Below are 22,983 nucleotides of genomic sequence, written 5' to 3'. Positions count from 1 at the left end.
AGGGGATCGAAAATGAAAAAGAAAATGAACAAGGTTTTCGTGGTCTGTCTGGCAGCGACTGCGATGACGGCGGGAATGTCGGTTTCGGCATTTGCGCAGGTACATATTGGTGAGACTACCTATAAGACGTTTGATGAGGCAGTGGCTGCGGCAGCAGATGGAGCGGTGATCGTTCTTGATACGGATGAGACGACAAGTGGGCTTAATCTGAGCAAGAACTTGACGGTAGATGGTGGTGCGGATAAGAAGAATCTTACATTTAAAGACAAAGGAATTGCACTTTGGGGCAAAAAGCTGACTTTTAAGAACTGCGCTGTGGGATTGGAAGGAATCGGATCGACACCATATACAGCGGAGTGGAATTGGATGACGATCTCTGCATCAAAGGATGCAGAGCTGCATCTGGAGAACGCAGAGATGGTAATGGATGGCAATGGTGTTGCTGCAAACACTCATGCGATCTATTTCGGCTCGAATAATAAGCTGAATCTGAAGGATTCCAAGTTGGAGATTCGAAATTATCCGCAGGATGCCCTGGAGTGGGATGGCGGTGACGGAGGCTATAATGTGAATCTCGAAAATTCGACCTACATCTCGGATAATAACCGCTCAGGTTTTACGGGAACATTTTATGCCACGATCGATAACAGTAAAGTTCAGGTGTTAAACAGCCATGGAAACGGATCAAACGGTACATACTATACGATAAAAAATGGATCGGAAGTTTTGTTTGATGGAAGCGGTACCTGGGGAATTTCCGCATGGCGGATCGACATGAGCAATCAATCCTCCTTAACAGCAACAAACAACGGGTACAGCGGTATCTGGACCAGAGTGCTGAATGTGGATAAGACATGCAAGCTGGATGTGGAAGGAAACGGGGTGAAGCCTTTATCCGCAGCCACAAATGGCGGAATCGTATTTTTTGGAAATGGAACATATAAAAGCACGATCGAGAAGGGCGCAGATGTGACGATCATGAACAATGCCGGTTCCGGAATCTATACAAAACAGGCAGCCTGCGATCTGACGATCGGTTCTGCAACGATCATCAACAACGGAACAGGAATACAGAATGAGAATAAGATTGGTGCCGAATACGGCGGAGGCATCTACAATATCGGTACCATGCGTCTCGGCTCATCGGTTATTCTCTACAATAACCATGCCGGAAAAGGTGCCGACGATATTTACAATGGAGAAAGTGCGACACTGAAATTCGGAGACACAAACAAAGAGTGGATCCTCGACGATTGTAATCACGCGATCGACGGCTGGTATGATGACACAGAAGGAAGCCGCTGGAATGCCGATGGCGGTGAAAGTGAGCATCATATTGTTCTTGTAAACAGCGGAAGTAAGACCGGTATGCTGCAGATCAAAGCTGCGCATGGACTTGATGCGGACGATAAGGAGAGCAGACCGGATATCGATAAAAAGGCAGACGGTGAGGATGAGATCAAGGGCGTAAAACCGGGCGATAATATAAGCTTTACTCTGGAATCCCATCTTCCGGCAAGAATGGCTGGATTTGTAGTACGTTCCGATTCTGATGCAGAGAGATTGTATATTCCGGAGAAGTTCTCCGAGCGTATGATCTTCCATGACGTGATGAGCAAAAATCTGGAATTTGATAAAGCAACCTTGAAAGTGACAGTCGGAAATGAAGGAAGTGTAATTCCAGAAGACTATTACAAGGTAGAAACCGGAAAAGGTGATGAGACATTCCGGGTAAGTATTGCTTTGATCGCAGCATTCAATGACGGATATATTACATATGATGAGTTAAAGAATGCAGAGCCGATTATTGTTTCCTATGACGCAGCTGTCTCTGACAAAGCCATTGATGGAGACAAGGTGGAGAACCGTGCATGGGTCAACGACAGCGAAGAGGATATCGTTGATGGCCCGGTCATCGATCCGGATGTCCCGTCCACCGGTGGAATTGGAACAAAAGCCTTCACAGCAGCAGGAATCGCCCTGATGGGAGCGGCAGCAGGTGCTGTGATCGTGACAGGTAAGAAAAAGAAAAAAGAACAGTAATTCAGACTTTTCGGATTGTTGCTAGTTATAAGAACGAGGTAGAGACATGAAAAAATCATGGAAAAGTTTCATGACCGTCACCGCAGCCGCCGCTGCGATGACGGCTGCCATGGCATTTTCTTCGTTGGCGGCTGTGGCGAAGGTAGGAACACAGGAGTTCAACAATCTTCAGGATGCGATCAATTCCGCGGGAGAGTCGCCGGTAGTGATCGATCTTGAGGAAAATGTAAGTCTTACAGACGGACTTGTGATCGGTGCAGGAAAAGATGTGACGATCCAATGCGGCACGTCGGATCCGAAGACGATCAAGATGGAAGGAAAGGGAATCCACACAGAAGGAACTTATGATGCTGCAGCTAAAAGTTGGAATACCAGTCGGCTGACATTTAAAAACTGCGTATTGGATATTACCGCGAATGATAATCCGGGTGGAAGTGGCGGCACTGCGAATCTGATCTCGAATACAGATCTCACCTTGGATCATGTGACATGGACACAGAATAGTGCGAATGGCGGAAGTGGAAGCGGAATGTATTTGTATCAGGAAAGCAATTTATACCTTGTAAATGGTGCAGTCATGACGATATCCGGCTATAAAGGATCCCGGGCAAGTGGTATTTTCGCAGACAATTCAGAGGATAAGTTTTAGAATGAAAATCGACAAGAGGTTATAAAGCCTCTGCCGATTTTCTTTTTTTATAGGAAACAGCAGAAAAGAAGAGCGTGCAGAGCGTAAAACTCTGGCACGCTTATTTTTTTACCATAAAAGCGAATGAGGACGGAAAGGAGCATAGAACATGGCAAAACGAAAGTACAAGCGTCTGCATTACGAGGACAGGCAGACCATAGAGGCTATGAGTAAGCAGGGCAGCAGTGTAAGCGATATTGCAGAGGTGCTGGGAACACATAGGGACACAATTTATAGAGAGTTCAAACGCTGCAACGCCACACTGAAAACCTACACGGCGGCAGCGGGGCAGCAGGCATTATAAACCAGAAGAACAAAAGAGAGGTAAGGCACATGAAAAAAGTAGATTTTAACAAATTGCAGGCGGGCGACTTAGTACAAGTACCACGTACACAGTTTGCGCCTATGCGCAGTGGGTGGAACGGCTGGCTATTCAGTGAGGCGGTAGTAATAAGAAAGGGAGTAGGAAGAAAAAGCAAAAGGAACGTAGTTGTAGTGGAAATGAGAACACCAGCAGGAAAGAACAACTACGGAACTATAGAGGCAACATTTTACGCAGAGAATGTTTTTACCACGCCAGCAGCAAAGAACGCAAGAAACATTTTGAAGAAATACGGAATAGAGGACGCAGAGGGCTTTTACAAATTCATTGAGCGGGACGACGTAACGGGCTGCGATTGGATAAGGTTTTTAATAGAGAAAGGCTTTTTATTTAATGAGTAGGCGGCAGCAGCCGCCACGAGTGCCGTTAGTTCAGTGGTTAGAGCAGCCGCCTCATAAGCGGCAAGTCGTGGGTTCAAGTCCCACACGGCACATTGCGTAGCAGGCATGGCGAGCCTGCGGCAGAGGGCAGCAGGCTAATAGCTGCAATCTGTATACCGTGGAAAAATAGCGGCGGTCATACCAGCCAGAAAGTATGTGGACGGTCAACAGGTTTTCAGTTGCTTTTTAATGCGAAAAGCAGCCCGCACGGTAAAACCAAACGCCAGAACAGGAGAGCGGCACACATGGAAAGACAGAGAGCGCCGCCGAAAGGAAGAGAGGCAGAGAATGGCAGCAGAGACATTGATAGTAGAGGACGCATACCAGAGAGACTATGCAGATGCCATAGCAGATATGCGAAAGAAAAAAGAGCAGAGGCGGCAGCGGGAGCAGGCAAAGAAAGCCCGCCGCTGGTATTTCATTAAGCAGAAAGCCTACGGGCTTGCAATGCTGGCAGTTACCGTGCTGGCAGTATGGGCGACAGAGGGAGATATAACAATAGCGGTTATTACCGTACCGCTGGGGCTTATGTGCATTTTCAGTAAAAAAATGCTGATAGTAGACAACTACTATTTTGAGGCAGAAAAGGGGCAGACATGGGTATAACAAGGACGGTAACTACACAGGTGTATTGCGACGTATGCGGCAAGTGGGTAATTGGCTGGGAAAGCGAGGAAACAGGAGTAAGCAGAGAGTGGGCTAAGTACCATGCAAGGTGTAAGGGCTGCACAGCTGGACAAAAGGTTATATGCAAAGAGTGCCGGATAAAGCAGCGTATAAAAAAATGCAGTTTGCAGAAAAAATGGGGCGCAGCCGGAATGGACGGCGGCGCTTGTCTGGGATTTTCACACGACGGGGACGACGAGCCTATAGAACGCTGCAAGCGTTGCATAGCCTACACAAGTTTTGACTGGGACGAGGAAAAAGAAAGGCTGAAACTATGAGGAAACAGAAACGACAGACAGTTAAGAAACTGATACAGTGCGTAGCCATTATAGCAGCAGGCGTGCTGGCAATCATTTTGTTTATGTGGGTTATCTGGTACAGAGGAAAGAACAGCGAGCCAGTGACGGACGAACAGGTAGCAGCGCAGATGCAGCAGGCAGAGCCGCTGGTTATTGAAACGCCAGAGGCAGCCACAGAGGGCAGTATAAGAGTATACGACTATGACGGCTGCTGTATTTATTCCTACTACGGCAAAATTCGGATAAACAACGACGGTAAGAACGGCAAGGACATTGACGTAGAGGCAATAGGCTACTTAGAGGGCTACCAAGAACATAAGGACGAAAGCGAGGCAGGCAATGAGTGAGGTATACATACGCAGCCAGAATAAAGAAAAGCTGTATAGACTGGGCGGTAATTACGCCTGCGTAGAGTACGGAGAGTACGAGGACGTAAAGAAAAAGAGAGGCGGCGCAGAGGCAGACAAAAAGCGCCACGTAATTTGCATAAGTGACGGGTGTTTAGAGGAAATCGGAGAGTATGCAACAAAAGAGCGCTGCTTAGAGGTTCTGGACGAGATACAGAAAGCGTGCGTAAGCTATCTGTTTACGGCTGGCGGCGCAGCCATAGTAAGGGGCGGCATGGACGTACAGCCGTTTGCAGTAGTAATACCGAGGCTGTACGAAATGCCGGAGAAATAGGAGAGGCAGACAGTGACAGTAAAGGAATTTATAGGCACGCTGGAAAGTTCAGACCGCCTGCGCATTATCGAGGACGGGGCAGAGGTTTACGTAGGGTATCTGGCAGCGTTCAGACCGTTTGCAGACCATGAGATAAGCGAGGAATACCAAAAATACAGCGAGCATGAGGTAAAGAAGTTTAGAGCAGTGCCGGAGATAACGCACAGACGCTGGAAAGAGCTGGGGCTTATGAAACCATTAGAGCCAGACCAGACAGCACAGTATAAGTTTAGTGATTTGCAGATGTCACTTTACTACACCATATACATACAGGAAAGGAAAGGGCAGGAAGTATGACAAAGAAAAAGCCGGATTTTTTACGGGATTTAGATACTGCAATCATGGACGAGCTTACAGGTGGCGGTATCAAGGAAAATGCAGCGGGACTGGTAGGAACGCTTACACAGATTAAGGAAATTAAGCAGCTATGCGGGCTGCCGTTTTGTGGTTATATGGCAAAGGTAGAAACGGTAAGACCGAGCGGCGTGCCGGACGAGGTAACGGTAGTATTTGCAGAGGACGTACCATACAGAGCTTGCAGCGGCATAGAGTTTGACGTTATGCAGGAATTTGTAGAGGGCAGCAGGCTTTTACTGACGGGCAAGGTGCAGACGCTTAAGGACTTCCAGAGCGGTAGACTGCTGGTATATATTCTGGCAGATTTTGTGGCGGTATCAGAAAAGGCAGTAGAGCAGGACGAGGTAGCAGTAAGAGGCATTATAGCAAATACGCCAACACACAGAGAAACGCCGAGAGGCAAGCGCATTACTGATATTACGGTAAGGGTAAGAAATGAGCTTACAGGCGGCAGCTGCTATTTACCGTGCATCTGCTGGCAGGAACAGGCAGACGAGGCGGCGCAGTGGCAGCAGGGCGATACTGTAGAGCTGCTGGGGCGGTATCAGAGCCGCCAGTATGAAAAGGTGCTTGACGCAGCCACAGGAGAAAGAGAACAGCGTACAGCTTATGAGGTATCGGTACGGCTGATTAGAAGAAAGGAAGAGGCAGAAAATGAGCGTTGAACGCATTGGTAAGGGCTATGTAAAAATCTGCGTGAGTGAGGAAGAGTTAGAGAACAGCATAGCTGGGCTTAGCCAGTTAAAACCTATTTTGCAAACGCAAGTAATGAAAGGGAATGGAAGAAACACAAAGCAGGGGCTTATTGACGCAGCAGAGCTGGGAAAACATTTTGATACGGCGATAGATGCAATGACTATGCTTTTGGCTGGGTTTAAGGAAGAAAGCGAGGTACAGAATGAAGAGTAAAACAATTTTAGGAGCAGACGGCGCAACAAAAATGCGACAGATTACAGTAGGGATACACGGAAAGGGCGGCGAGGCAGGCATAAAGGCAATACAGCAGCTTGCAGGCATGGTGGACAGCTTAAAGCAGTGCCAGACACCGCAGGAAGTATACGACAGATATTTACAGATTACGGGGTATTGTAAATGTTGCGTTGATTGTAATTTTATAGACAAAAAGGGAGCAGACGAGCTGATGTGCTTAGCAGCATATCTGGCAGGAAATGAACAGGCACGGGCAGAGGCACAACAGAAAGCGGGTAAAAAGGCATGAGAAAGGTTTATATATGCAGCCCATACAGGGCGAAAGACGGCGCAGAGCTGGACAGAAACATAGATTATGCGCAGCAGCTGACACGGCAGGCGTTAGAGGCGGGCTTAGCACCCATTACGCCGCATTTATATATGACGCAGTGCATGGACGATAAAAAGCCGGAAGAGCGGGCAAGAGGTATGGCTGCGGGGCTTACGTTGTTGAAAAGCTGCGATTTTGTTATTGCTGGCGTGAAATACGGCATAACAGAGGGAATGGACAGAGAAATACATACAGCAAATATGCTGGGAATTGCGGTTATAGATGCAAACCAGATTAAGCGGCATCTGGAATACGAGGAAAAGCGGAAGGAGCGGGCGGCGAGCGATTACGCAAAGTTGCATAGCTGCGAGTTTTGCAGGGGCAGCAAATTATACAGCTGCACGGGCTACGATTGCAGAGAGCCGTACAGACGGGCTTATGAGTATGCCTTAAGCCGCATAGGAGAGCGGCAGGAAACATGAAAAAAATAAAAGCGCCTACGGTGGGGAAACACCATAGGCGCTAAGCTATACAGCTTTGAAATACTATAAAAATTATAAGCTATGTATGGCGCAAAGTCAAGAAAATTAACGGGCGGGCAGCCCGTTTTAACACTTGATAAAAGTATTAACGAACCGACAGAGAGGTAGATATATGCCATACGTAGAGAGGGTAACAAAAGCGGGGAATACGATAGAGATAGAGAGGTACTTTACCAGCAGATACAAAAAGAAAGGTATCAGCAGAGGGGATAAGGTAAAGCCAACAAAAGAAGAGCAGGAGAAAGTAAACACCAGACAGGCAGAGAGAAAGTTAAGGATACTCATAAATGCGAACTATGGCTATGGGGACTACCATTTAGTGCTTGATTATATCCGCAGGAAAGGGCAGCCAGACAGAACGCCGGAGCAGATGCGGCAGGACATAGACGTATTTTTGAGGGAGTGCAGAAAGGAGTACAGAAAAGCAGGGTTAGAGTTCAAATACATACACGTTATGGAGATAGGCAAGAAAGGTGCGAGGCATCACCACCTTGTAGTAAATAAAATTGACACAGAGATTTTACAGCGCTGCTGGTATAAGGCATACGAGGGGCATAACAGGGTTAAGGTATTCCCTCTGGACGACAGCGGAAACTATGCAGAGCTGGCAAACTATTTAATTAAATACACAGGAACGCATAAAAAGGGTACTGACGGAGCATTACAGGGCAAGCGCTGGAATTGCAGCAAGAATTTGGTAAGACCAGAGCCAGAGTATCACATAATTTCAGACCGTGAGTATTTCAAGAAAGAGCCAAAGGCAATAAAGGGCTATTACGTGGATAAGAACAGCGTGAGCATGGGCGTACATAGTCCAGAGTATTACGGCTATGGGTATTTAAGATACACCTTAGTAAAAATAACGGATAGGGGGGGCTGAAATGCAGATAATCAAGGGCATTGCCATTGCAGCAGTGTTGATAATAGCCGGACTGCTGGCGCTGATTGTGGCAGCGTATCTGGCGCTTAGAATTGCGGCGGCTATTTTTGAACAGCAGGAGAGCTGGAAAGACAACGGCAGCAGAAAGGGCAGAAAACATGATAGAAAAAATTAAATACTGGTTATTCCAGAAAGGCAAGGACTGTAAGCGCTGCTGCCTACGGTGCAGATATTACGATATATGCCGCTGGGACGTACTGGGAAATGCAGGACTACAAAGCGAGGAAACAATAACGCTTTTGGCGATAGAGAACAGCAAGCCGCATAAGGACGGGCTGCTTTTCAGAATTTGCCAGTATGTAGAATTTAAGCAGAAAGCGAGGCGAGAAAATGAGAAACTTTAGACTGGACGACGAAAGCGGGCATCAAGAGGCATTATTTAACTGGGCTGCATACAGAACAGGGCTTATGCCGGAGCTGCAATATATGTATCATGTGCCAAACGGCGGCAAACGTGATGCGGCAACAGCAGTGGCGCTTAAGAGGCAGGGCGTAAAGGCTGGCGTGCCGGATATTATGTTACCAGCTGCAAGGGCTGGGTATCACGGGCTTTACATAGAGCTTAAGGCAGGCAAGAACACGACGACAAAGAAACAGAAAGAGTGGTTAGAGTATCTGCGGCAGCAGGGTTATTATACCGCCGTCTGCTATGGTTGGCAGCCAGCAGCGCAGCTGATAGAGCAGTATTTATTACATTCAGACGAGCTTACAAAAGAGCAGGAAACAGTAACCATGCGTTAGAGGCGACGCAGGAAAGAGAGGCAAAGAATGAAAACAATAAGCATTTTGAATTTAAAGGGTGGCGTAGCCAAGACCTTTACAGCGGCAAACATGGCGTATGAGCTTTACAGGCGAGGCTATAGGGTGTTGCTGATTGACAACGACAAGCAGGGAAATTTAAGCAAGGCGTACAGCAGATATGACGCAGAAAACGTAGCACCAGTTACAAGGTTGTTGGCTGGGGACTGGCAGGGAGCAACAGGGCTGATACAGAATACAGATTACGTAGGGCAGCAGTGCTGCATAGATATTGTTACGTCGAATATGTCACTTTTTGGGGCTACGTGGAATTTGACAAAAGAGGACAGCGAGAACCAGACAGAACGCTATAAGAGATTTGCAGACATTATGGGCGGCTTTTATGATTACTGTATCATTGATAACCCGCCGGATATTGGGCTTAATGTCATAAATGCGCTGGCAATCACGGACGAGGTAATAGTACCCGTAAAAGTGGACGAGGACGCTTTAGAGGGGCTGGACATTGTGACAGAGCAGATAGAGGACGCAAAGGCGTTTAACCCAGCATTAAAGCTGGCAGGCGTGTTGATTACGTCATACCAGAACACAGACGGCGAGGCAGCAGGCGTAGAGTGGCTGGAACAAAAGACAGATTTTAATATTTTGGGTATTATTCGGTATTCCAAGAAAGTAGCAGAAAATACTTTCATGCGTAAGCCAATTTATGAGTATAGCCCATGCTGCGGAGCGGCGCAGGGGTACAAGAAATTTGTAACAGCGTATACAGGGAAAGCGAGGTAGCAAGCGTGGCACATAAAGAGAGATTATGCGCTTACTGGCATTGCCGCAGGACTGGCGGTACGGAGTGCTGGAACTGGGGCAGCAAATTTGCAGGGCAGAAATGCCCGCAAAGCGACGCTTGCGAGCATTGGAGAACGTGCGAAATGTGTAACGGAGTAATGGGACAGTGTAAGAAAAAACAAAGGATTGAGAAAGAGAGGTAGAGAATATGGCAAAGTTTGGTATTAACGACATTCTGAACGCAAAGACGAAAGCAGCAGGGCAGCAGGCGCAGACAGAGGGATACAAAGAAATCTATTTAAGCCCTTACGAGGTAAAAGCAGCGCAGGAGAATACACACCAGAAATTAGAGAACATAGAAGAGCTGGCAGACAGCTTTTTACACGTAGGACAGGAGCAGCCTACAGTATTGGCGAGAGTAAACGGGGAATACCGTATAATCGACGGACACAGACGTAATGCGGCAAATATTTTAAACTTAGAGCGGGGGCATAAGGAGTATGAGAAAGTGCTTTACCGCTTTATGGACATGAGTGAGGCAATGTATGAGCTGCGCTTATTGGCTGGCAACGGATATACGCAGGAGCTTACAGCCTATGAAAAAACCAGATTAGTAGAGCGTACCAAAGCGGCGCTTATCAGAGCCAAGGAAGAGGACGGCTTAGAGATACAGGGCAAAATGCGTGATTTAGTAGCAGCTATGATAAACGAGAGCAGCACAAACGTAGCCAGAATGGACGCAATCAACAACAACGCAACGCCGGAGATTAAAGAGCAGCTGAAAGAGGGCAATTTAGGTATCACTGCTGCATACGAGGCAGCCAAGCTGGACGAGGACGAGCAGAAAGAAATAGCGGAAAAAGCAGCAGCGGGCGAAAATGTGAGGGCAAAGGAAATAGCGGAAAAGGTAGCAGAGAAAAAGGCGGGGGACGATTACGAAACACCGCACCCAGAAAGCATAACGTCTTTGTGCTATTCTTGCCAGAAATACAAGGACTGCAACGTAAAAACGGGAACGTGCCAGAAATGCGACCAGTACATAAACAAGGCAGAGGCTGAAAAGACGGACGAACAGCGGTACAGCGAAGAGCAGGACGCTATAGACCGCCAGACAAAGAAGAAATTACAGGAGCGGGCAGACGCAGAAAAAATGGAGCATCTGCCAAGCGAGGGAAACACAGAGCATAAACAGCATGAGGTAAAAATAGTGGCATCTTATTACGAGGACGTAGTAAGCGGGAAAAAGAGCTTTGAGCTGCGGAAAAATGACAGAGGCTACAAACAGGGCGACAGCCTTAAAATGCTGGAATTTAAGGACGGTAAGCACACAGGGCGCACGATTAATGCAGATATTATTTATATGCTGGAAGATTATACAGGGCTTACAGAGGGCTACTGCATTCTGGGTATCAGAGTAACAGACTATACGGGTAAGGTGTCCGAAACGGACACAGAAAGCGGGGCGGTAAATGTTTGAGTTTATGGACGGCGTAGTAGATGCGCTGGAAGAATTGGGACAGGCAGCAGTAGACGGGGCGGTATATTGCCTGATATGCGTAGTCAAACTGGCGTTGATAATAACAGCGCCAGTATGGGTGCTGCCGTATGCGATATGGAGAAAGGGGCGTAAGTAGTGAAATACAGACAGTGGAAAAAGAACTATAAGAAAAAGCACGGAGTAAACCCGCCGTTAGAGCTGGACAAGCGAAAACAGCGCAGGCTTGCAAGAAAAATGGCAAGACAGATAAATAAAACCTTGCCAACAGCAGCAGAAACATTGACGGCAGCTATTAACAGCTGGGTAAAGAGCATAAAGCCAGTGCTGGCGACATTCTGCGAGAGCGTAGCGGCGGCGTTTAGCAATGTGGCGGCAGGATTGAGAGAAGAAAGCGAGGCGGTAGAAAATGACAAGTATATTACTGGGAATAATTGCGCTGGAATTGCTGGCGATATTTTCAAAGCTGGACAAGCTGGAAGAGAGGGGCAGAGAGAATGAATAATGTATCACTTACAGGGCGGCTTACAAGAGAGCCAGAGCTTAGATATGGCGGGCAGGACAATAGCACAGCTATTACCAGCTTTACGCTTGCGGTAGACGACGGGAAAGACACAGATTTTATAAATATTAAGTGTTTCGGGCGTACTGCGGAATGGGCGCAGAAATGGTTAAGTAAAGGCAGCAGGGCAGAGGTTACGGGCAAGATTAAAACAGGCAGCTACGAGAGCCAGCGCACGGGCAGCAAGGTATATTACACAGAGGTTGTGGCAAATAGCGTAGGTTTTGGAGAGAGTAAAGCAGAGGCAGAGGCGAGAGGGCAACAGCTGCCGGAGAGCGACGGGTTTATGAACATACCAGAGGGAGCAGACGAAGAGCTGCCGTTTAATTAACAGAAAGCGAGGTACAGAACATGGAGCAGGAAGAAGCAAAGACAACAGCGGCGGTAGGGGCAGAAATGCCGCCAGAGGCTGAAAGCTGGGTACAGCTGCACGAAAGCGAATTGACGGAGCTGATGCAGAAACAGGCAAAGGCTGCAATAACGGAACTGAAAAGACAGGAAAAGCAGGAGCAGAAGAAAGAGAAATACCACAACACTTTTACGCTTATGAAATGTTACCGTGATGCAGTTTTCCATATCGAGAACGCCATAAGCGACGGGCAGCAGTTAGAGCTTAAGGGCATGACGGACGAGCAGCAGCGTACATACTTAGAGAGTATCAGACGCACACGCTTTAAGACATTGATAATGACAGCGCATATAGACAAAGCGGTAGAAGAGATAGAGCGCCGCAGAGAGGCAGCAGGCAGAGGCGTAGAGTACAAGGCTTTTGAAATGTATTTCATGCAGGGTATGGACTATGCGGAAATTGCAGAGCAGCTGGACACAGGAAAGAATACACCGAGGCGCTGGGTAACGGGTATCATAAATGAGCTGTCAGTATTATTGTGGGGCATTGATGAAGAGAGGGTAAAGTAAGTGTTTGAAAAAATAAAGGCATGGATAAAAAGAAAGCGGGAAACAGCGAGGGAACAGCAGGCGGCAGACAGGCTGATAAAGCATATAGAGCAGGCGTTAGGATTTGAGCTTTACGAGTGGCAGAGGTTATATATAATAACTGGGATATGGCAGCCGCCAGAGGGACGACTGCACGGAAGAACGACAGCATATATATTGCGGCTATTGTTAGACCAGAGTAAGCCACTGCTGCTGTATGAGTTTTCACAAGTGGCAGCGTATGCAGATAACCCATTTATGGAGCGGCAATATCAGCCAGTACCCATGCAGTATGTAGGCTGGTTTAGGCATGAGATAAGGAGCATATACGAGCAGCTAAGAACAGCAGGCGTGCCAGTAAGAGAAATGATAACAGTACAGCAGCGGGTAATATCGTGGTAAAAACGTGGTGTTTACATGGGAAAACAAAAGAGATACAATGGTAGCATGAAATGAGTAGGCGATAGCTTAAGCCATGTGCGGCAGCAGTTGCCTACTCTTTTTCTATTCATTCTTTAGCCTCCACCCAGCGCATGAAACTTAGGGCGCTGGGGAATGAAGAAAGAGAGGGGACAGTATGAAAGCATGGGCTAAGAGTTTTTATTTATCGGCGGCGTGGGAACAAACCAGAGCCGCTTATTTAATGTCACAAGATTATATTTGTGAACGCTGCGGGCAGCCCGCAAAGATAGTGCATCATAAGCGCTGGCTTAACAGAGAGAACATAAACGACATAAGCGTTACGTTGTGCTGGGATAACTTAGAGGCGTTGTGCCAAGACTGCCACAACAAGGAACACCACAAACAGGAGAGGCATAAGCGGTATCGGTTCGACGAGAACGGCGGCATACTCCCCCCCATATCAGAAAAATAATTAAAGGGGGCGAATACCGAGGGGGATACCCTAAAATTACCCTACGGGCGTGCGCACGGGTGGTGTAGGGGGTGTGGTGCGGCGCAGGAATGGAAAGCGGGGTAAAGGAATGGCAACAAAGAAAGAGAAAACCAAAGAACAGAGGATAAAGACCGAAAAGACCAGACTTAAGGGAATTTTCAAGGACTTAGACGAAAACAAAAGAAAATTAGTAACGCCGCTGATAGAAAAGGCTGCATTTATGAGCGTTGAGCTGGACGACTTGCAGGCGAAACTTGAAAAAGACGGCTGGACGAGTGAGTACCAGAACGGGAAGAACCAGTGGGGAACAAAGAAAAGCCCAGAGGCAGAAACCTACATAGCGCTTAGTAAGAACTATGCAGCAGTGATTAAGCAGCTTACAGAATTAGTACCAGCTGCGAAACGAAAGACAAGCAGGCTGGCGGCTTTGCGGGAAGAGTAAGCAATATTGCCGCCTTATCGAAATTATATCTATGAGTACCACGCAAAGATTACAAGCGGCGAAATCATAGCGGGAAAATGGATAAAGAAAATATACGAAATCATTATAAACGGGCTGCAAAAGCAGGAGTATTTTTTTAATGCAAAGGCTGCGAATAAGGCTATACGGTTCATAGAGAACTTTTGCCACCACAGCAAGGGACGTAATGATTTAATCAAGTTGGAGCTATGGCAGAAAGCCATAGTTTCTGTTATTTTTGGCATACAAGACGCAGAAAAAATACGTATTTTCCGTGAAATTTTTATTGTAATTGGCAGAAAAAACGGAAAAAGTTTATTTGCATCTGCGATTATTGCATATATGGCGTACTTAGAGCCGGAGTATGGACAAGAAATATACTGCTTAGCACCGAAATTAGACCAAGCGGCGCTGGTGTACGACGGATTTTATCAAATGGTACAGGCAGAGGACGAGTTAGCGGAGCTGGCAAAGAAACGGCGCAGCGATATTTATATTGCGGAGAGCAACACGGTAATAAAACCGATTGCTTTTAATGCCAAGAAGTCAGACGGATTTAACCCACAGCTTGTGGTATGTGATGAAATGGCAGCATGGAGCGGGGACGCTGGACTAAAACAGTATGAGGTTATGAAATCCGCTTTAGGCGCACGTACTCAACCTATGATATTGAGCATAAGCACTGCCGGATATATCAACGACAGTATTTATGATGAACTAATGAAACGTAGCACAAGTTTCTTGAAAGGAAACAGCAAAGAGCGCAGGCTATTACCATTCCTTTACATGATTGATGATGTGGAGAAGTGGAACGACATAGACGAACTGAAAAAGGCTAACCCTAACATGGGTGTATCCGTAAAAGAAAGTTTCTTTATGGACGAGATAGCCGTAGCAGAGGGCAGCTTAAGTAAAAAAGCAGAGTTCCTTACAAAGTATTGCAATATCAAGCAGAACAGCTCTATTGCATGGCTGGAATATCAGACAGTAGAGAACGCCGGAGTAGAAAAGACCTTAGAAGACTTTAGGGACTGCTACGCAGTGGGCGGTATCGACTTAAGCCAGACAACAGACCTAACAGCAGCAAGCGTGGTTATTCAGAAAGACGGCACGCTATATGCGTTTACACAGTTCTTTATGCCACGGGGCAGGCTGGAATACCTACAGGCTACAGACGGCGTGCCGTATGACATATTTGTAAGAAAGGGACTGATAACCTTAAGCGGCGAGAATTACGTAGACTACCACGACGTTTACGGCTGGTTTACTATGCTGCTGGAAGATTACGGTATACGACCTCTGAAAATCGGCTACGACAGATACAGCGCCCAGTACCTTATTACCGATATGGCAAATTATGGTTTTCACATGGACGACGTTTACCAAGGCGAAAACCTTACACCAGTTATACGGGAGTTTGAGGGCATCATAAAAGACGGCGATTTTAAGATTGCCGACAACAATTTACTAAAGACACATTTCTTAAATGTTGCGCTTAAGCACAACATGGAAACAAGAAAATTCAGACCTATAAAAATCGAGCAGCGGGCGCATATCGACGGCTTTGTATCTGTCATAGATGCAATGACCGTGCGGCAGAAATACTGGGAAGAGTGCGGCGAGCTGCTTAAAAATGCCGCATAGAAAGGAGTGTAAACGGCATGAAATTTTTAGACTATCTTTTTCATGGCAAAGAATTAAAAGCCATAGGTAATTATTTCAAAATGCTGAACGGATACAGCCCGACGTTTACCAGCTTTAGCGGCGGCGTGTATGAAATGGATTTAACCAGAACGGCTATAAATAATTTTGCCACACATTGCAGCAAGCTAAAGCCGGAGATAGAGGGCAGCGCCCTTAAGTCGCTGGAAAAGACATTGCAGCATAAACCCAACTACTTCATGGATACAACAAAATTTATAAAGCGTCTGGCAACGTATGTAGCGGTGGAACACACCGCTTTTATTATACCTATCGAGGATGAATACGGGCGCTTGTGTGGCTGGTATCCGCTGCGGGCTGAACGCTGCGAGGTGGTAGAGAGTGAGGGGCAGTTATATTTACGGTATCTGTTTGCAAATGGCAGCTATGGAGCTATTGAGTTTGAGCGTGTAGGCATTATGACAGACTTTGAATATAAAGACGACCTTTTCGGAGAGGACAACAGCACGCTTGCACCAACTATGCAGCTGATACATACGCAGAATGAGGGAATTATAAACGCTGTAAAAAATTCTGCAAATATCCGTTTTCTGGCAAAGGTGGCAAATATGCTGAAACCAGAGGATATAAAGAAAGAGCGGAAACGCTTTACAGAGGATAACTTAAGCGCCGACAACGATAGCGGCATGATTATTTATGATAACAAGTTTAGTGAGCTGAAACAGGTAGAAAGCAAACCATATACACCAAACGCATTGCAGATGCAGCACATACAGGAAAATGTATGTACGCATTTTGGTACAAATATGGATATTCTGCAAAATAAATTTGATGAAAATACGTGGAACGCTTACTACGAGGGGAAAATAGAACCGTTTGCAATACAGCTATCGCTTGTTATGACAAATATGAGCTTTACAGAGAGAGAAAGAGCCTGCGGCAATGCTATTTTCTTTTCTGCAAACCGCCTACAATACGCCAGCAACGCCACAAAGTTAAGCGTAAGTACACAGCTTTTCGACCGTGCGCTACTGAACAGAAACGGCGTAATGGATATATGGAACATGGCACACGTTGAGGACGGGGAAAAGTATTATATCCGAAAGGAATATACAGAGGTAAGCGAGCTGCACAAAGGAAGTGAGCAGTCAGTTATCATACAGCAAGTACCGCAGCAGACAGAACCAGCAGCAGGAGAAGAGCCGCAGAACGGACAGGAAGAGAAAGAGGGTGTAAATAATGCCAGTTAAGAAAGAGCGGGAATATAGAACGCTGGTAGCGCCTCTGGCTGCGCAGAGTTCCGGCGAAAAGCGTTTACAGTCGGAGTGCTACGTAGAGGGCTACGCTACTACATTTAATGCGCCATACCTTTTATATGAGTTTGAGGACGGCACAAAGATTTACGAAAGAATAGACGCACACGCATTAGACAGCGCAGACATGAGCGACGTTATCATGCAGTACGACCATGAAGGCAGAGTATTTGCCAGACAGTCAAATAATACGCTGATTTTAGAGCCGGACGTAAAGGGGCTTTTTGTGGCAGCAGACTTAAGCCGGACAGACTTAGCCCGTGGGCTGTATCAGGACATAAGCGCAGGAATGATTACTAAAATGTCATGGGCGTTTACAGTGGCAGAGGAAAGTTACGACAGAGAAACACATACAAGAACAATTTTGAAAATCAAAAAGGTTTATGATGTATCAGCCGTGAGCATTCCGGCAAATAACGATACTGAAATAAGCGCCCGTGCTTTTGCGAGTAGGAGTTACGAGCGAGAGCGGCAGGAGTTGCTTAAGAGGCGGGCAGCAATACTAAAGATTAAGGCGAGCTTATAAAAACCAAAAACAAAAAAGGAGAACACAGACTATGAGATTAAAGGAAATTGAGGCAAGATTAGCCGAAATCAAAGAAGAGCTTAACACCAGAGCGGCGGAGCTTACAGACGAGGAAATTACAAAACTGGAAACAGAGGTAACAGACTTGCAGGAAGAGCGCACCGCTTTACTGGCAGCGGCAGAGAAACGCAAAAAGCTGCTTGAAAGAATTGCAGCAGGAGAGCCGACAGGTGGAGCGGGAGCAGATACCACGCTGCTTAGAAATTTCAAGGGAGCAGGCGGCGCAGGAGCAGGAGAACCAGAGGACAAATACGACACTATGGCATACAGAAAAGCGTTTATGAATTATGTATGCAGAGGCGTTGCTATTCCGGCAGAGTACAGAGCAGCTGAAACCACCACCACAGCAGACAGTGGCGCTGTAATTCCGACAACTATTATGAATGAAATCATTCAGAAACTGGAAAGCTACGGCAGCATTTATGCAAAGGTGCGCAAGATTAACGTACAGGGCGGCGTTTCCATTCCGATTGCAGACTTAAAGCCTACTGCGCACTGGATTACAGAGGAAAAGAGCAGCGACGACCAGAAAGCATCTGCTAAAAATTCCGTAACATTCAATTATTACGGTTTGGAGTGCAAAATTTCCCAGAGCATTTTAGCGAATGTAGTAACGCTGAAAATGTTTACTGATTTGTTTGTACCTATGGCAACAGAGGCAATGGTAAAGGCTATTGAAATTGCTATTTTCAACGGTACAGGCGAGGGGCAGCCGCTGGGCGTTCTGAAAGACAGCAGGGTAACAGCTGTAATTACTCTGACACCGGAAGAGTACGCAAGCTGGAACGGCTGGCACAAGGTAAAAGGAAAAATGAAAAAGGCGTACAGAAACGGCAGTTTTGTTATGAACCAGTCCACTTTTGATACTGGCATTGACGGTATGGAAGATAAGAACGGGCAGCCTATCGGACGCACAAACTACGGCGTAAACGGAGAGGAAACATACCGTTTCATGGGTAAGAATGTAGAAACAGTAGAGGACGACGTTTTACCGAGCTGGGACGACGCAAACGAGGGCGACGTAATCGCAGTATTTATGAATTTATCCGATTACGTTATCAATACCAACATGGAAATGCAGGTAGTGAAGTGGACAGACCACGACAACAACAAGATTAAGAATAAGTGCTTAATGGTTGTGGACGGCAAAGTAGCTGACGCTGCGGGCATTATCTTAGTTAAAAAGGGCGTAACAGCAGTGTAAGAAAGCGAGGCAGGCAATGAAAGGACATTTAGACGTAAAGCAGTTGGAAAGCTATAATAAAGCAGATTTGCAGGAACTGGCAAAGCAGCTGGGCGTAGATGCAGAGGGAACAAAGAAAGAAATTGCTGCACGCTGCGCAGCCGTCGAGGTAGACATACCAGACGACAGCGAGCTTACGGAAGAGGATAAAAAAGTAGCAGCCGAGGCAGCGGCAGAGGCGGCAGCCAAAGCCGAAGAGGAAAAGGCAGCGGCAGAGGCGGCAGCCAAAGCCGAAGAGGAAAAGGCAGCGGCAGAGGCGGCAGCCAAAGCCGAAGAGGAAAAGGCAGCGGCAGAGGCAGTAGCCAAAGCCGAGGAAGAAAAGAAAGCAGCAGGGCTGGTAAAAGTGAAAGCAAAGCGCCGTTTTCTTGACAAGGAATTAAACCAGATTAAGGATACGGGGGATATTTACACAGTAAGCAGAGAGCGTGCAGCAGTTCTGGAAGAGGCAGGCGTAGCAGTAGTAATGACAGAGTAAGAAAGAGGGTGCAGGCTATGGCAGCAGATACCACAACATTAACCGAGAAGATGCGGGCGGCGCTGCGTATAAGCAGCACCAGTGAGAAAATCACAGAGGAAATAAACGACTGTATAGCCGCCTGCAAAATGGATTTGCAGGACGTAGGCGTAAAGAAACTGGATGAAACAGACGCACTGATTATTAGGGCAATTACCTTATACTGCAAGGCAGAGTTTGGCTATTCTGATAAATCAGAGCAGTTTTGGAAGTCTTACGAGTGCTTGAAAACTCATTTAAGCCTATCCAGTGAATACACAGGCGGCGAAACGCCGGACAGTACAGACGACGAGGTAAACGAGGAAGATATCAAGAACTTATTCGGATAGGAGAAACAGACAGAATGGCGATTAAAAGAGTAACTTATAATACGCTGTCTTATCTGGTAGCGGAAATTAAAGACCGCTACGCAGAGAAAAGCGCCATAGGAGCGCTGGGGGGGGCTTGATAAGGTAGCGGTAGAAAATCTGGCAGACGATTTGAAAAAACTTATAAACGGCAAGGCAAATGCAGCCACCACGCTTGCGGGTTACGGCATCACAGACGGAATGACAGCAACGGAGATAGCAAGCGCTATTTCCACGGCGATTGCTGGAACAGACCACTTAAGCCGTGTAATGGTAGACAGTACGGCAGATATTAACGTAGCGGCAGACGGTGCAGAAAAGAAAATCTACATGGTAAAGAATACCGACGGAGAGGCAGGAAACCTTTACAGTGAGTACATGGTAATTGACGGAAAGCTGGAAAAGGTAGGCGACTGGAAAGTAGACTTAAGCAGCTATGCCAAGACCACAGAAGTAACGACAGCCATTGCAAATGCGCTGACAGCATACGCCAAGACCGCAGACGTTACTAAGGCAATCAATGCAGCAGTAGCGGGGCTTATCCAGCTGGACGACTTAAGCGTAGCGTCTACGGGGGCAGGCAATGTAGTAACGGGGCTTGCGTATGACAACAAGACAGGAAAATTTACAGTAACCAAAGGACTTACTGCACTTACAGAGGCAGACTTTACAGAGATTACGCAGCAGGAAGTAAAAGCCATGTTTGCGTAAGTGAGGTGCTGGTATGAGGTGGTTTAGCCTTGCCAGCTTAAAGGCGCTGGTATCAGAGATAACAGCCAGAGAAAACAGCAATATGCAGGCTGTAAATGATACGTTTTCAGAAGTCTACGACAATATGGAAACGCTGGACGGGCGCATAGATGCTTTAGAGCATAAAACCGACGCTGCATATCTGGGTAACTGTTATTGCGGTAGCGTCTATTTGGGCTATGTGTCCGAAACGGACACCTAAAGGAGTGGTAAAAAATGGACTGGATAGACGAGATAACGCTAATAAGCGAGGTAAGCGGAGAAAACAGGGTAAATAAAAACGGCTTTGCAGTAAAGCCGGAAGAAAGCGCCCGCACTGTATTCTGTAATAAAAAATCAGTAGGGTACAGTGAATATTTTAAGAGCCAGCAGACAGGAAAGCTGGTAGAGGCAAAGTACGAGGTACATAAGGCAGATTATGGCGGCGAGGACGTAGTAGAAGTAAACGGGCGGCGCTATTTTGTGCTTAAGACCTACGATACAGGGACAGACACCATAGAGCTTACGCTTACAGATTTACGCCACAGAAACGAGGTGTAAGCATGGGAGAATTTAATACAGTTGGGCTGGAAGATATTATAGACGCTTTCGGCAGGAGAGAAACCGCCACGGTTGAGGCAGTACCGAAAATGCTTAAGGCTGGCGCAGATGTGCTGATAGAGGCACAGAAAGCAGAGGCACAGGCAATGGGACTGAACGAAACGGGCGGTTTTATCAATTCCATAAAAGCCACGGACGTAAAGGGCGACGATACGGAGAAATACGTAGAGATATACCCGCAGGGACGGGCAGGGCATGGAAACGACAGGAAAGGCGATAAAAGCAAAGTGCGCTATGCAACAATCGGCTTTGTGGCAGAATACGGGACAAGCAGCCAACAGGCACGCCCGTATATGACAACTGCAAACGCCAAGGCGCACGAAAAGGTAGTAGAGGCGCAGCGCAGTATATGGGAGAGTGAAACGGGCAAATGAGCATACAGGAGATTTTAGAAAGTGCAGGGCTGCCAGCCCAGAGGGGCGTATACACTGGACGGGATAAGCCGGACGCATACTATACATTTTTGCGGCTGCTGGGTACGCCTGCGGTAAATGCAGACGACGAAGAGAAAGAACGCAGGGAAATGTATAGAGTTACGCTTTTCCATAAGGGCGATTTTGAGGCGCAGCTTGATAAGACAAAAGAGGTATTGAAAGCAGCAGGCGTTTATATCAACAGCATAGATGCAGAAAGCTACGAAACAGAAACGGGGTACTGGTTAGTGCCTATCACAGTCGAGATTTTGAAAGAGGAGTGATTAAACAATGACACTGGGACTGAAAGATTTATATTATGCCGTATGCACAGAGGCAGACGGCGTAGAAAGTTACGGAACGCCTAAGAAAATGGCAGAGGCTATGACCGCCGATTTATCCGTAAAGACCGCAGACGGCAGTTTATATGCAGACGATACGTTAAGCGAGAGCGTCACGGAGTTTGCAAGCGGCACGCTTAAGTTGGGAATTAAAGACCTTACGCCGGAAGTGCTGGCAGAGCTGCTGGGGCAGGAAGTGGACGAGAACAGCGTAGTATGGGCTGGAAAAGAGGACGAGCCGCCGTATGTTGCTGTAGGGTTCAGAGCAAAGAAAACGGGCGGCAAATACCGCTACGTATGGCTGCTTAAGGCAAAATTCAAAGTGCCGTCTGAAAAGTACGAAACTAAGGGCGAGAGCATTAAGTTTAATACGCCGGATATTGAGGCAGATTTTACAGCCAGAAAGAAAGATAACCGCTGGAAAGCAGACTTTGTGGGAACAGAGGACAGCAAGGCGGCTAAGACATGGTTTACAGCCGTACCCGAACCGGGAGCGGCAATGCAGACAATATAAGAGAAAGGAGAGAGGCGCAGCGCAGGCTGCGCCTTAATTTATAGCATGAGCGCAATTAAAGACGGACGCATGCCCGTAGAACTGAACGGCAAAACCTATTATTTACTGTTTTCCCTTAATGCACTGGACGAGATGCAGGACAGATTTGGGGGATATGACAAGCTGGACAAGGCTTTTGACCAGAGTAACCCGACTATGATTAAAGATTTACGCTGGTTGCTTACCCTCATTATCAACGAGGGCATGGAAGAGGGAGAAACACCGCTTACAGAGCAGCAGGTAGGTAAGTTAATTCATATCGGCAATCTGCCGCAAATTAAAGACGCTATTTTCTCTGCTTTTGCATATTCCACAAACGGCGGGGAAGAGAAAGAGGCAGCAGACGGAGAGGCAGACACAACAGCAGAGGGAAACAGAGTAGCCGTGCAGGACGAATAGACACCGCACGGCTGCTTTATATAGCAATGGCTATGCTGCATTACACGGAAAGCGAGGCGTGGAAAAAGACACCTTACCAGATTATTAAGCTATTCGGCTATCACAAGGAGTATAA

Annotated in this window: 38 protein-coding genes and 1 tRNA gene; all 39 read left to right on the top strand. The window is 46.9% G+C overall.

Going from position 1 to position 22,983, the window contains the following annotated elements; translation table 11 throughout:
* Positions 1-12 precede the first annotated feature (12 nt).
* Complete coding sequence (locus tag ACI3EW_RS11480; RefSeq protein ID WP_405578279.1) at positions 13-2,043, top strand: isopeptide-forming domain-containing fimbrial protein; 2,031 nt, start codon at positions 13-15, stop codon at positions 2,041-2,043.
* A 46-nt stretch (positions 2,044-2,089) separates the two neighbouring features.
* Positions 2,090-2,692: a hypothetical protein gene (locus ACI3EW_RS11475; protein ID WP_405578276.1), complete on the top strand. Its 603-nt coding sequence runs from the start codon at positions 2,090-2,092 to the stop codon at positions 2,690-2,692.
* 148 nt (positions 2,693-2,840) lie between these two features.
* On the top strand, positions 2,841-3,035 hold the full coding sequence (locus ACI3EW_RS11470; RefSeq protein ID WP_118628460.1) for a helix-turn-helix domain-containing protein: 195 nt from the start codon (positions 2,841-2,843) through the stop codon (positions 3,033-3,035).
* Between the two features lie 29 nt (positions 3,036-3,064).
* On the top strand, positions 3,065-3,454 hold the full coding sequence (locus ACI3EW_RS11465; protein ID WP_405578273.1) for a hypothetical protein: 390 nt from the start codon (positions 3,065-3,067) through the stop codon (positions 3,452-3,454).
* Positions 3,455-3,473: 19 nt separating this feature from the next.
* A tRNA-Ile gene (locus ACI3EW_RS11460) sits at positions 3,474-3,546 on the top strand.
* Between the two features lie 235 nt (positions 3,547-3,781).
* Complete coding sequence (locus tag ACI3EW_RS11455) at positions 3,782-4,099, top strand: hypothetical protein (protein WP_405578270.1); 318 nt, start codon at positions 3,782-3,784, stop codon at positions 4,097-4,099.
* A complete protein-coding gene (locus tag ACI3EW_RS11450) occupies positions 4,090-4,437 on the top strand; it encodes a hypothetical protein (RefSeq protein WP_227240232.1) in 348 nt (115 codons plus the stop codon). Before ACI3EW_RS11455 ends, ACI3EW_RS11450 begins: the two co-directional genes overlap by 10 nt.
* On the top strand, positions 4,434-4,805 hold the full coding sequence (locus ACI3EW_RS11445) for a hypothetical protein (protein ID WP_405578267.1): 372 nt from the start codon (positions 4,434-4,436) through the stop codon (positions 4,803-4,805). Before ACI3EW_RS11450 ends, ACI3EW_RS11445 begins: the two co-directional genes overlap by 4 nt.
* Positions 4,798-5,139 carry a hypothetical protein gene (locus ACI3EW_RS11440; RefSeq protein ID WP_003023411.1) on the top strand — a complete coding sequence of 114 codons (342 nt, stop codon included), beginning with the start codon at positions 4,798-4,800 and terminating at the stop codon, positions 5,137-5,139. The genes ACI3EW_RS11445 and ACI3EW_RS11440 overlap by 8 nt, the downstream gene beginning before the upstream one ends.
* A 12-nt stretch (positions 5,140-5,151) precedes the next feature.
* Entirely contained in the window at positions 5,152-5,475 is a 324-nt protein-coding gene (locus ACI3EW_RS11435) for a hypothetical protein (protein ID WP_405578264.1), read from the top strand.
* Complete coding sequence (locus tag ACI3EW_RS11430; protein WP_129879491.1) at positions 5,472-6,200, top strand: single-stranded DNA-binding protein; 729 nt, start codon at positions 5,472-5,474, stop codon at positions 6,198-6,200. The genes ACI3EW_RS11435 and ACI3EW_RS11430 overlap by 4 nt, the downstream gene beginning before the upstream one ends.
* Entirely contained in the window at positions 6,190-6,444 is a 255-nt protein-coding gene (locus ACI3EW_RS11425; RefSeq protein WP_003023403.1) for a hypothetical protein, read from the top strand. The genes ACI3EW_RS11430 and ACI3EW_RS11425 overlap by 11 nt, the downstream gene beginning before the upstream one ends.
* Positions 6,434-6,754, top strand: a complete 321-nt coding sequence (locus ACI3EW_RS11420; RefSeq protein ID WP_405578257.1) for a hypothetical protein — start codon at positions 6,434-6,436, stop codon at positions 6,752-6,754. Before ACI3EW_RS11425 ends, ACI3EW_RS11420 begins: the two co-directional genes overlap by 11 nt.
* Complete coding sequence (locus tag ACI3EW_RS11415) at positions 6,751-7,257, top strand: DUF7768 domain-containing protein (protein WP_129879492.1); 507 nt, start codon at positions 6,751-6,753, stop codon at positions 7,255-7,257. The genes ACI3EW_RS11420 and ACI3EW_RS11415 overlap by 4 nt, the downstream gene beginning before the upstream one ends.
* 172 nt (positions 7,258-7,429) lie before the next feature.
* Positions 7,430-8,197 carry a rolling circle replication-associated protein gene (locus ACI3EW_RS11410; RefSeq protein ID WP_129879494.1) on the top strand — a complete coding sequence of 256 codons (768 nt, stop codon included), beginning with the start codon at positions 7,430-7,432 and terminating at the stop codon, positions 8,195-8,197.
* Position 8,198: 1 nt separating this feature from the next.
* Entirely contained in the window at positions 8,199-8,372 is a 174-nt protein-coding gene (locus tag ACI3EW_RS11405) for an N-acetylmuramoyl-L-alanine amidase (RefSeq protein ID WP_129879496.1), read from the top strand.
* A gap of 215 nt (positions 8,373-8,587) precedes the next feature.
* The gene (locus ACI3EW_RS11400) at positions 8,588-8,998 is read left to right on the top strand and encodes a VRR-NUC domain-containing protein (RefSeq protein ID WP_022279756.1); all 411 of its coding nucleotides are present in this window, start codon (positions 8,588-8,590) and stop codon (positions 8,996-8,998) included.
* Positions 8,999-9,025: 27 nt separating this feature from the next.
* Positions 9,026-9,799, top strand: a complete 774-nt coding sequence (locus ACI3EW_RS11395; protein WP_405578252.1) for a ParA family protein — start codon at positions 9,026-9,028, stop codon at positions 9,797-9,799.
* Between the two features lie 208 nt (positions 9,800-10,007).
* Positions 10,008-11,276 (top strand): ParB/RepB/Spo0J family partition protein, encoded by a 1,269-nt coding sequence (locus ACI3EW_RS11390; RefSeq protein WP_227240230.1) that lies wholly within the window; start codon positions 10,008-10,010, stop codon positions 11,274-11,276.
* Positions 11,269-11,433 carry a hypothetical protein gene (locus ACI3EW_RS11385; RefSeq protein ID WP_173020123.1) on the top strand — a complete coding sequence of 55 codons (165 nt, stop codon included), beginning with the start codon at positions 11,269-11,271 and terminating at the stop codon, positions 11,431-11,433. Before ACI3EW_RS11390 ends, ACI3EW_RS11385 begins: the two co-directional genes overlap by 8 nt.
* Positions 11,433-11,795 carry a DNA-binding protein gene (locus ACI3EW_RS11380; protein ID WP_227240229.1) on the top strand — a complete coding sequence of 121 codons (363 nt, stop codon included), beginning with the start codon at positions 11,433-11,435 and terminating at the stop codon, positions 11,793-11,795. The genes ACI3EW_RS11385 and ACI3EW_RS11380 overlap by 1 nt, the downstream gene beginning before the upstream one ends.
* Positions 11,792-12,187, top strand: coding sequence for a single-stranded DNA-binding protein (locus ACI3EW_RS11375; RefSeq protein WP_405578247.1), 396 nt, complete (start codon positions 11,792-11,794; stop codon positions 12,185-12,187). The genes ACI3EW_RS11380 and ACI3EW_RS11375 overlap by 4 nt, the downstream gene beginning before the upstream one ends.
* Before the next feature lie 20 nt (positions 12,188-12,207).
* On the top strand, positions 12,208-12,774 hold the full coding sequence (locus tag ACI3EW_RS11370; RefSeq protein ID WP_129879502.1) for a sigma-70 family RNA polymerase sigma factor: 567 nt from the start codon (positions 12,208-12,210) through the stop codon (positions 12,772-12,774).
* Entirely contained in the window at positions 12,775-13,194 is a 420-nt protein-coding gene (locus tag ACI3EW_RS11365; protein WP_055056146.1) for a hypothetical protein, read from the top strand.
* Between the two features lie 175 nt (positions 13,195-13,369).
* Positions 13,370-13,666, top strand: a complete 297-nt coding sequence (locus tag ACI3EW_RS11360) for an HNH endonuclease (protein ID WP_405578244.1) — start codon at positions 13,370-13,372, stop codon at positions 13,664-13,666.
* Between the two features lie 109 nt (positions 13,667-13,775).
* On the top strand, positions 13,776-14,129 hold the full coding sequence (locus ACI3EW_RS11355) for a hypothetical protein (protein WP_405578241.1): 354 nt from the start codon (positions 13,776-13,778) through the stop codon (positions 14,127-14,129).
* A gap of 6 nt (positions 14,130-14,135) precedes the next feature.
* A complete protein-coding gene (locus tag ACI3EW_RS11350) occupies positions 14,136-15,791 on the top strand; it encodes a terminase large subunit (protein WP_129879506.1) in 1,656 nt (551 codons plus the stop codon).
* A gap of 17 nt (positions 15,792-15,808) precedes the next feature.
* Positions 15,809-17,059, top strand: a complete 1,251-nt coding sequence (locus ACI3EW_RS11345) for a phage portal protein (protein WP_055056149.1) — start codon at positions 15,809-15,811, stop codon at positions 17,057-17,059.
* The gene (locus ACI3EW_RS11340; protein ID WP_003023355.1) at positions 17,049-17,648 is read left to right on the top strand and encodes an HK97 family phage prohead protease; all 600 of its coding nucleotides are present in this window, start codon (positions 17,049-17,051) and stop codon (positions 17,646-17,648) included. The genes ACI3EW_RS11345 and ACI3EW_RS11340 overlap by 11 nt, the downstream gene beginning before the upstream one ends.
* Positions 17,649-17,679: 31 nt before the next feature.
* Positions 17,680-18,912 carry a phage major capsid protein gene (locus ACI3EW_RS11335; protein ID WP_405578236.1) on the top strand — a complete coding sequence of 411 codons (1,233 nt, stop codon included), beginning with the start codon at positions 17,680-17,682 and terminating at the stop codon, positions 18,910-18,912.
* Between the two features lie 16 nt (positions 18,913-18,928).
* Complete coding sequence (locus ACI3EW_RS11330; protein ID WP_216243015.1) at positions 18,929-19,426, top strand: hypothetical protein; 498 nt, start codon at positions 18,929-18,931, stop codon at positions 19,424-19,426.
* Between the two features lie 17 nt (positions 19,427-19,443).
* Positions 19,444-19,794 (top strand): phage head-tail connector protein, encoded by a 351-nt coding sequence (locus tag ACI3EW_RS11325; RefSeq protein WP_003023345.1) that lies wholly within the window; start codon positions 19,444-19,446, stop codon positions 19,792-19,794.
* 150 nt (positions 19,795-19,944) lie between these two features.
* Positions 19,945-20,523, top strand: coding sequence for a hypothetical protein (locus ACI3EW_RS11320; protein WP_485662990.1), 579 nt, complete (start codon positions 19,945-19,947; stop codon positions 20,521-20,523).
* A gap of 13 nt (positions 20,524-20,536) precedes the next feature.
* A complete protein-coding gene (locus tag ACI3EW_RS11315; RefSeq protein ID WP_003023341.1) occupies positions 20,537-20,764 on the top strand; it encodes a hypothetical protein in 228 nt (75 codons plus the stop codon).
* Positions 20,765-20,778: 14 nt separating this feature from the next.
* Complete coding sequence (locus ACI3EW_RS11310) at positions 20,779-21,102, top strand: hypothetical protein (RefSeq protein WP_009297820.1); 324 nt, start codon at positions 20,779-20,781, stop codon at positions 21,100-21,102.
* Between the two features lie 2 nt (positions 21,103-21,104).
* Complete coding sequence (locus tag ACI3EW_RS11305; protein ID WP_129879512.1) at positions 21,105-21,536, top strand: HK97-gp10 family putative phage morphogenesis protein; 432 nt, start codon at positions 21,105-21,107, stop codon at positions 21,534-21,536.
* Positions 21,533-21,859 (top strand): hypothetical protein, encoded by a 327-nt coding sequence (locus ACI3EW_RS11300; RefSeq protein ID WP_002591274.1) that lies wholly within the window; start codon positions 21,533-21,535, stop codon positions 21,857-21,859. Before ACI3EW_RS11305 ends, ACI3EW_RS11300 begins: the two co-directional genes overlap by 4 nt.
* Positions 21,860-21,866: 7 nt before the next feature.
* Positions 21,867-22,430, top strand: a complete 564-nt coding sequence (locus tag ACI3EW_RS11295; RefSeq protein ID WP_129879514.1) for a major tail protein — start codon at positions 21,867-21,869, stop codon at positions 22,428-22,430.
* Between the two features lie 69 nt (positions 22,431-22,499).
* The gene (locus ACI3EW_RS11290) at positions 22,500-22,868 is read left to right on the top strand and encodes a hypothetical protein (protein WP_405578225.1); all 369 of its coding nucleotides are present in this window, start codon (positions 22,500-22,502) and stop codon (positions 22,866-22,868) included.
* The last annotated feature ends 115 nt before the right edge of the window (positions 22,869-22,983 follow it).

The organism is Pilosibacter rotomagensis, assembly GCF_045062245.2.
Classification (GTDB): domain Bacteria; phylum Bacillota; class Clostridia; order Lachnospirales; family Lachnospiraceae; genus Pilosibacter.
Note: the sequence above shows the minus strand (reverse complement) of the source record. Positions and strands in the feature narration are given on the sequence as shown.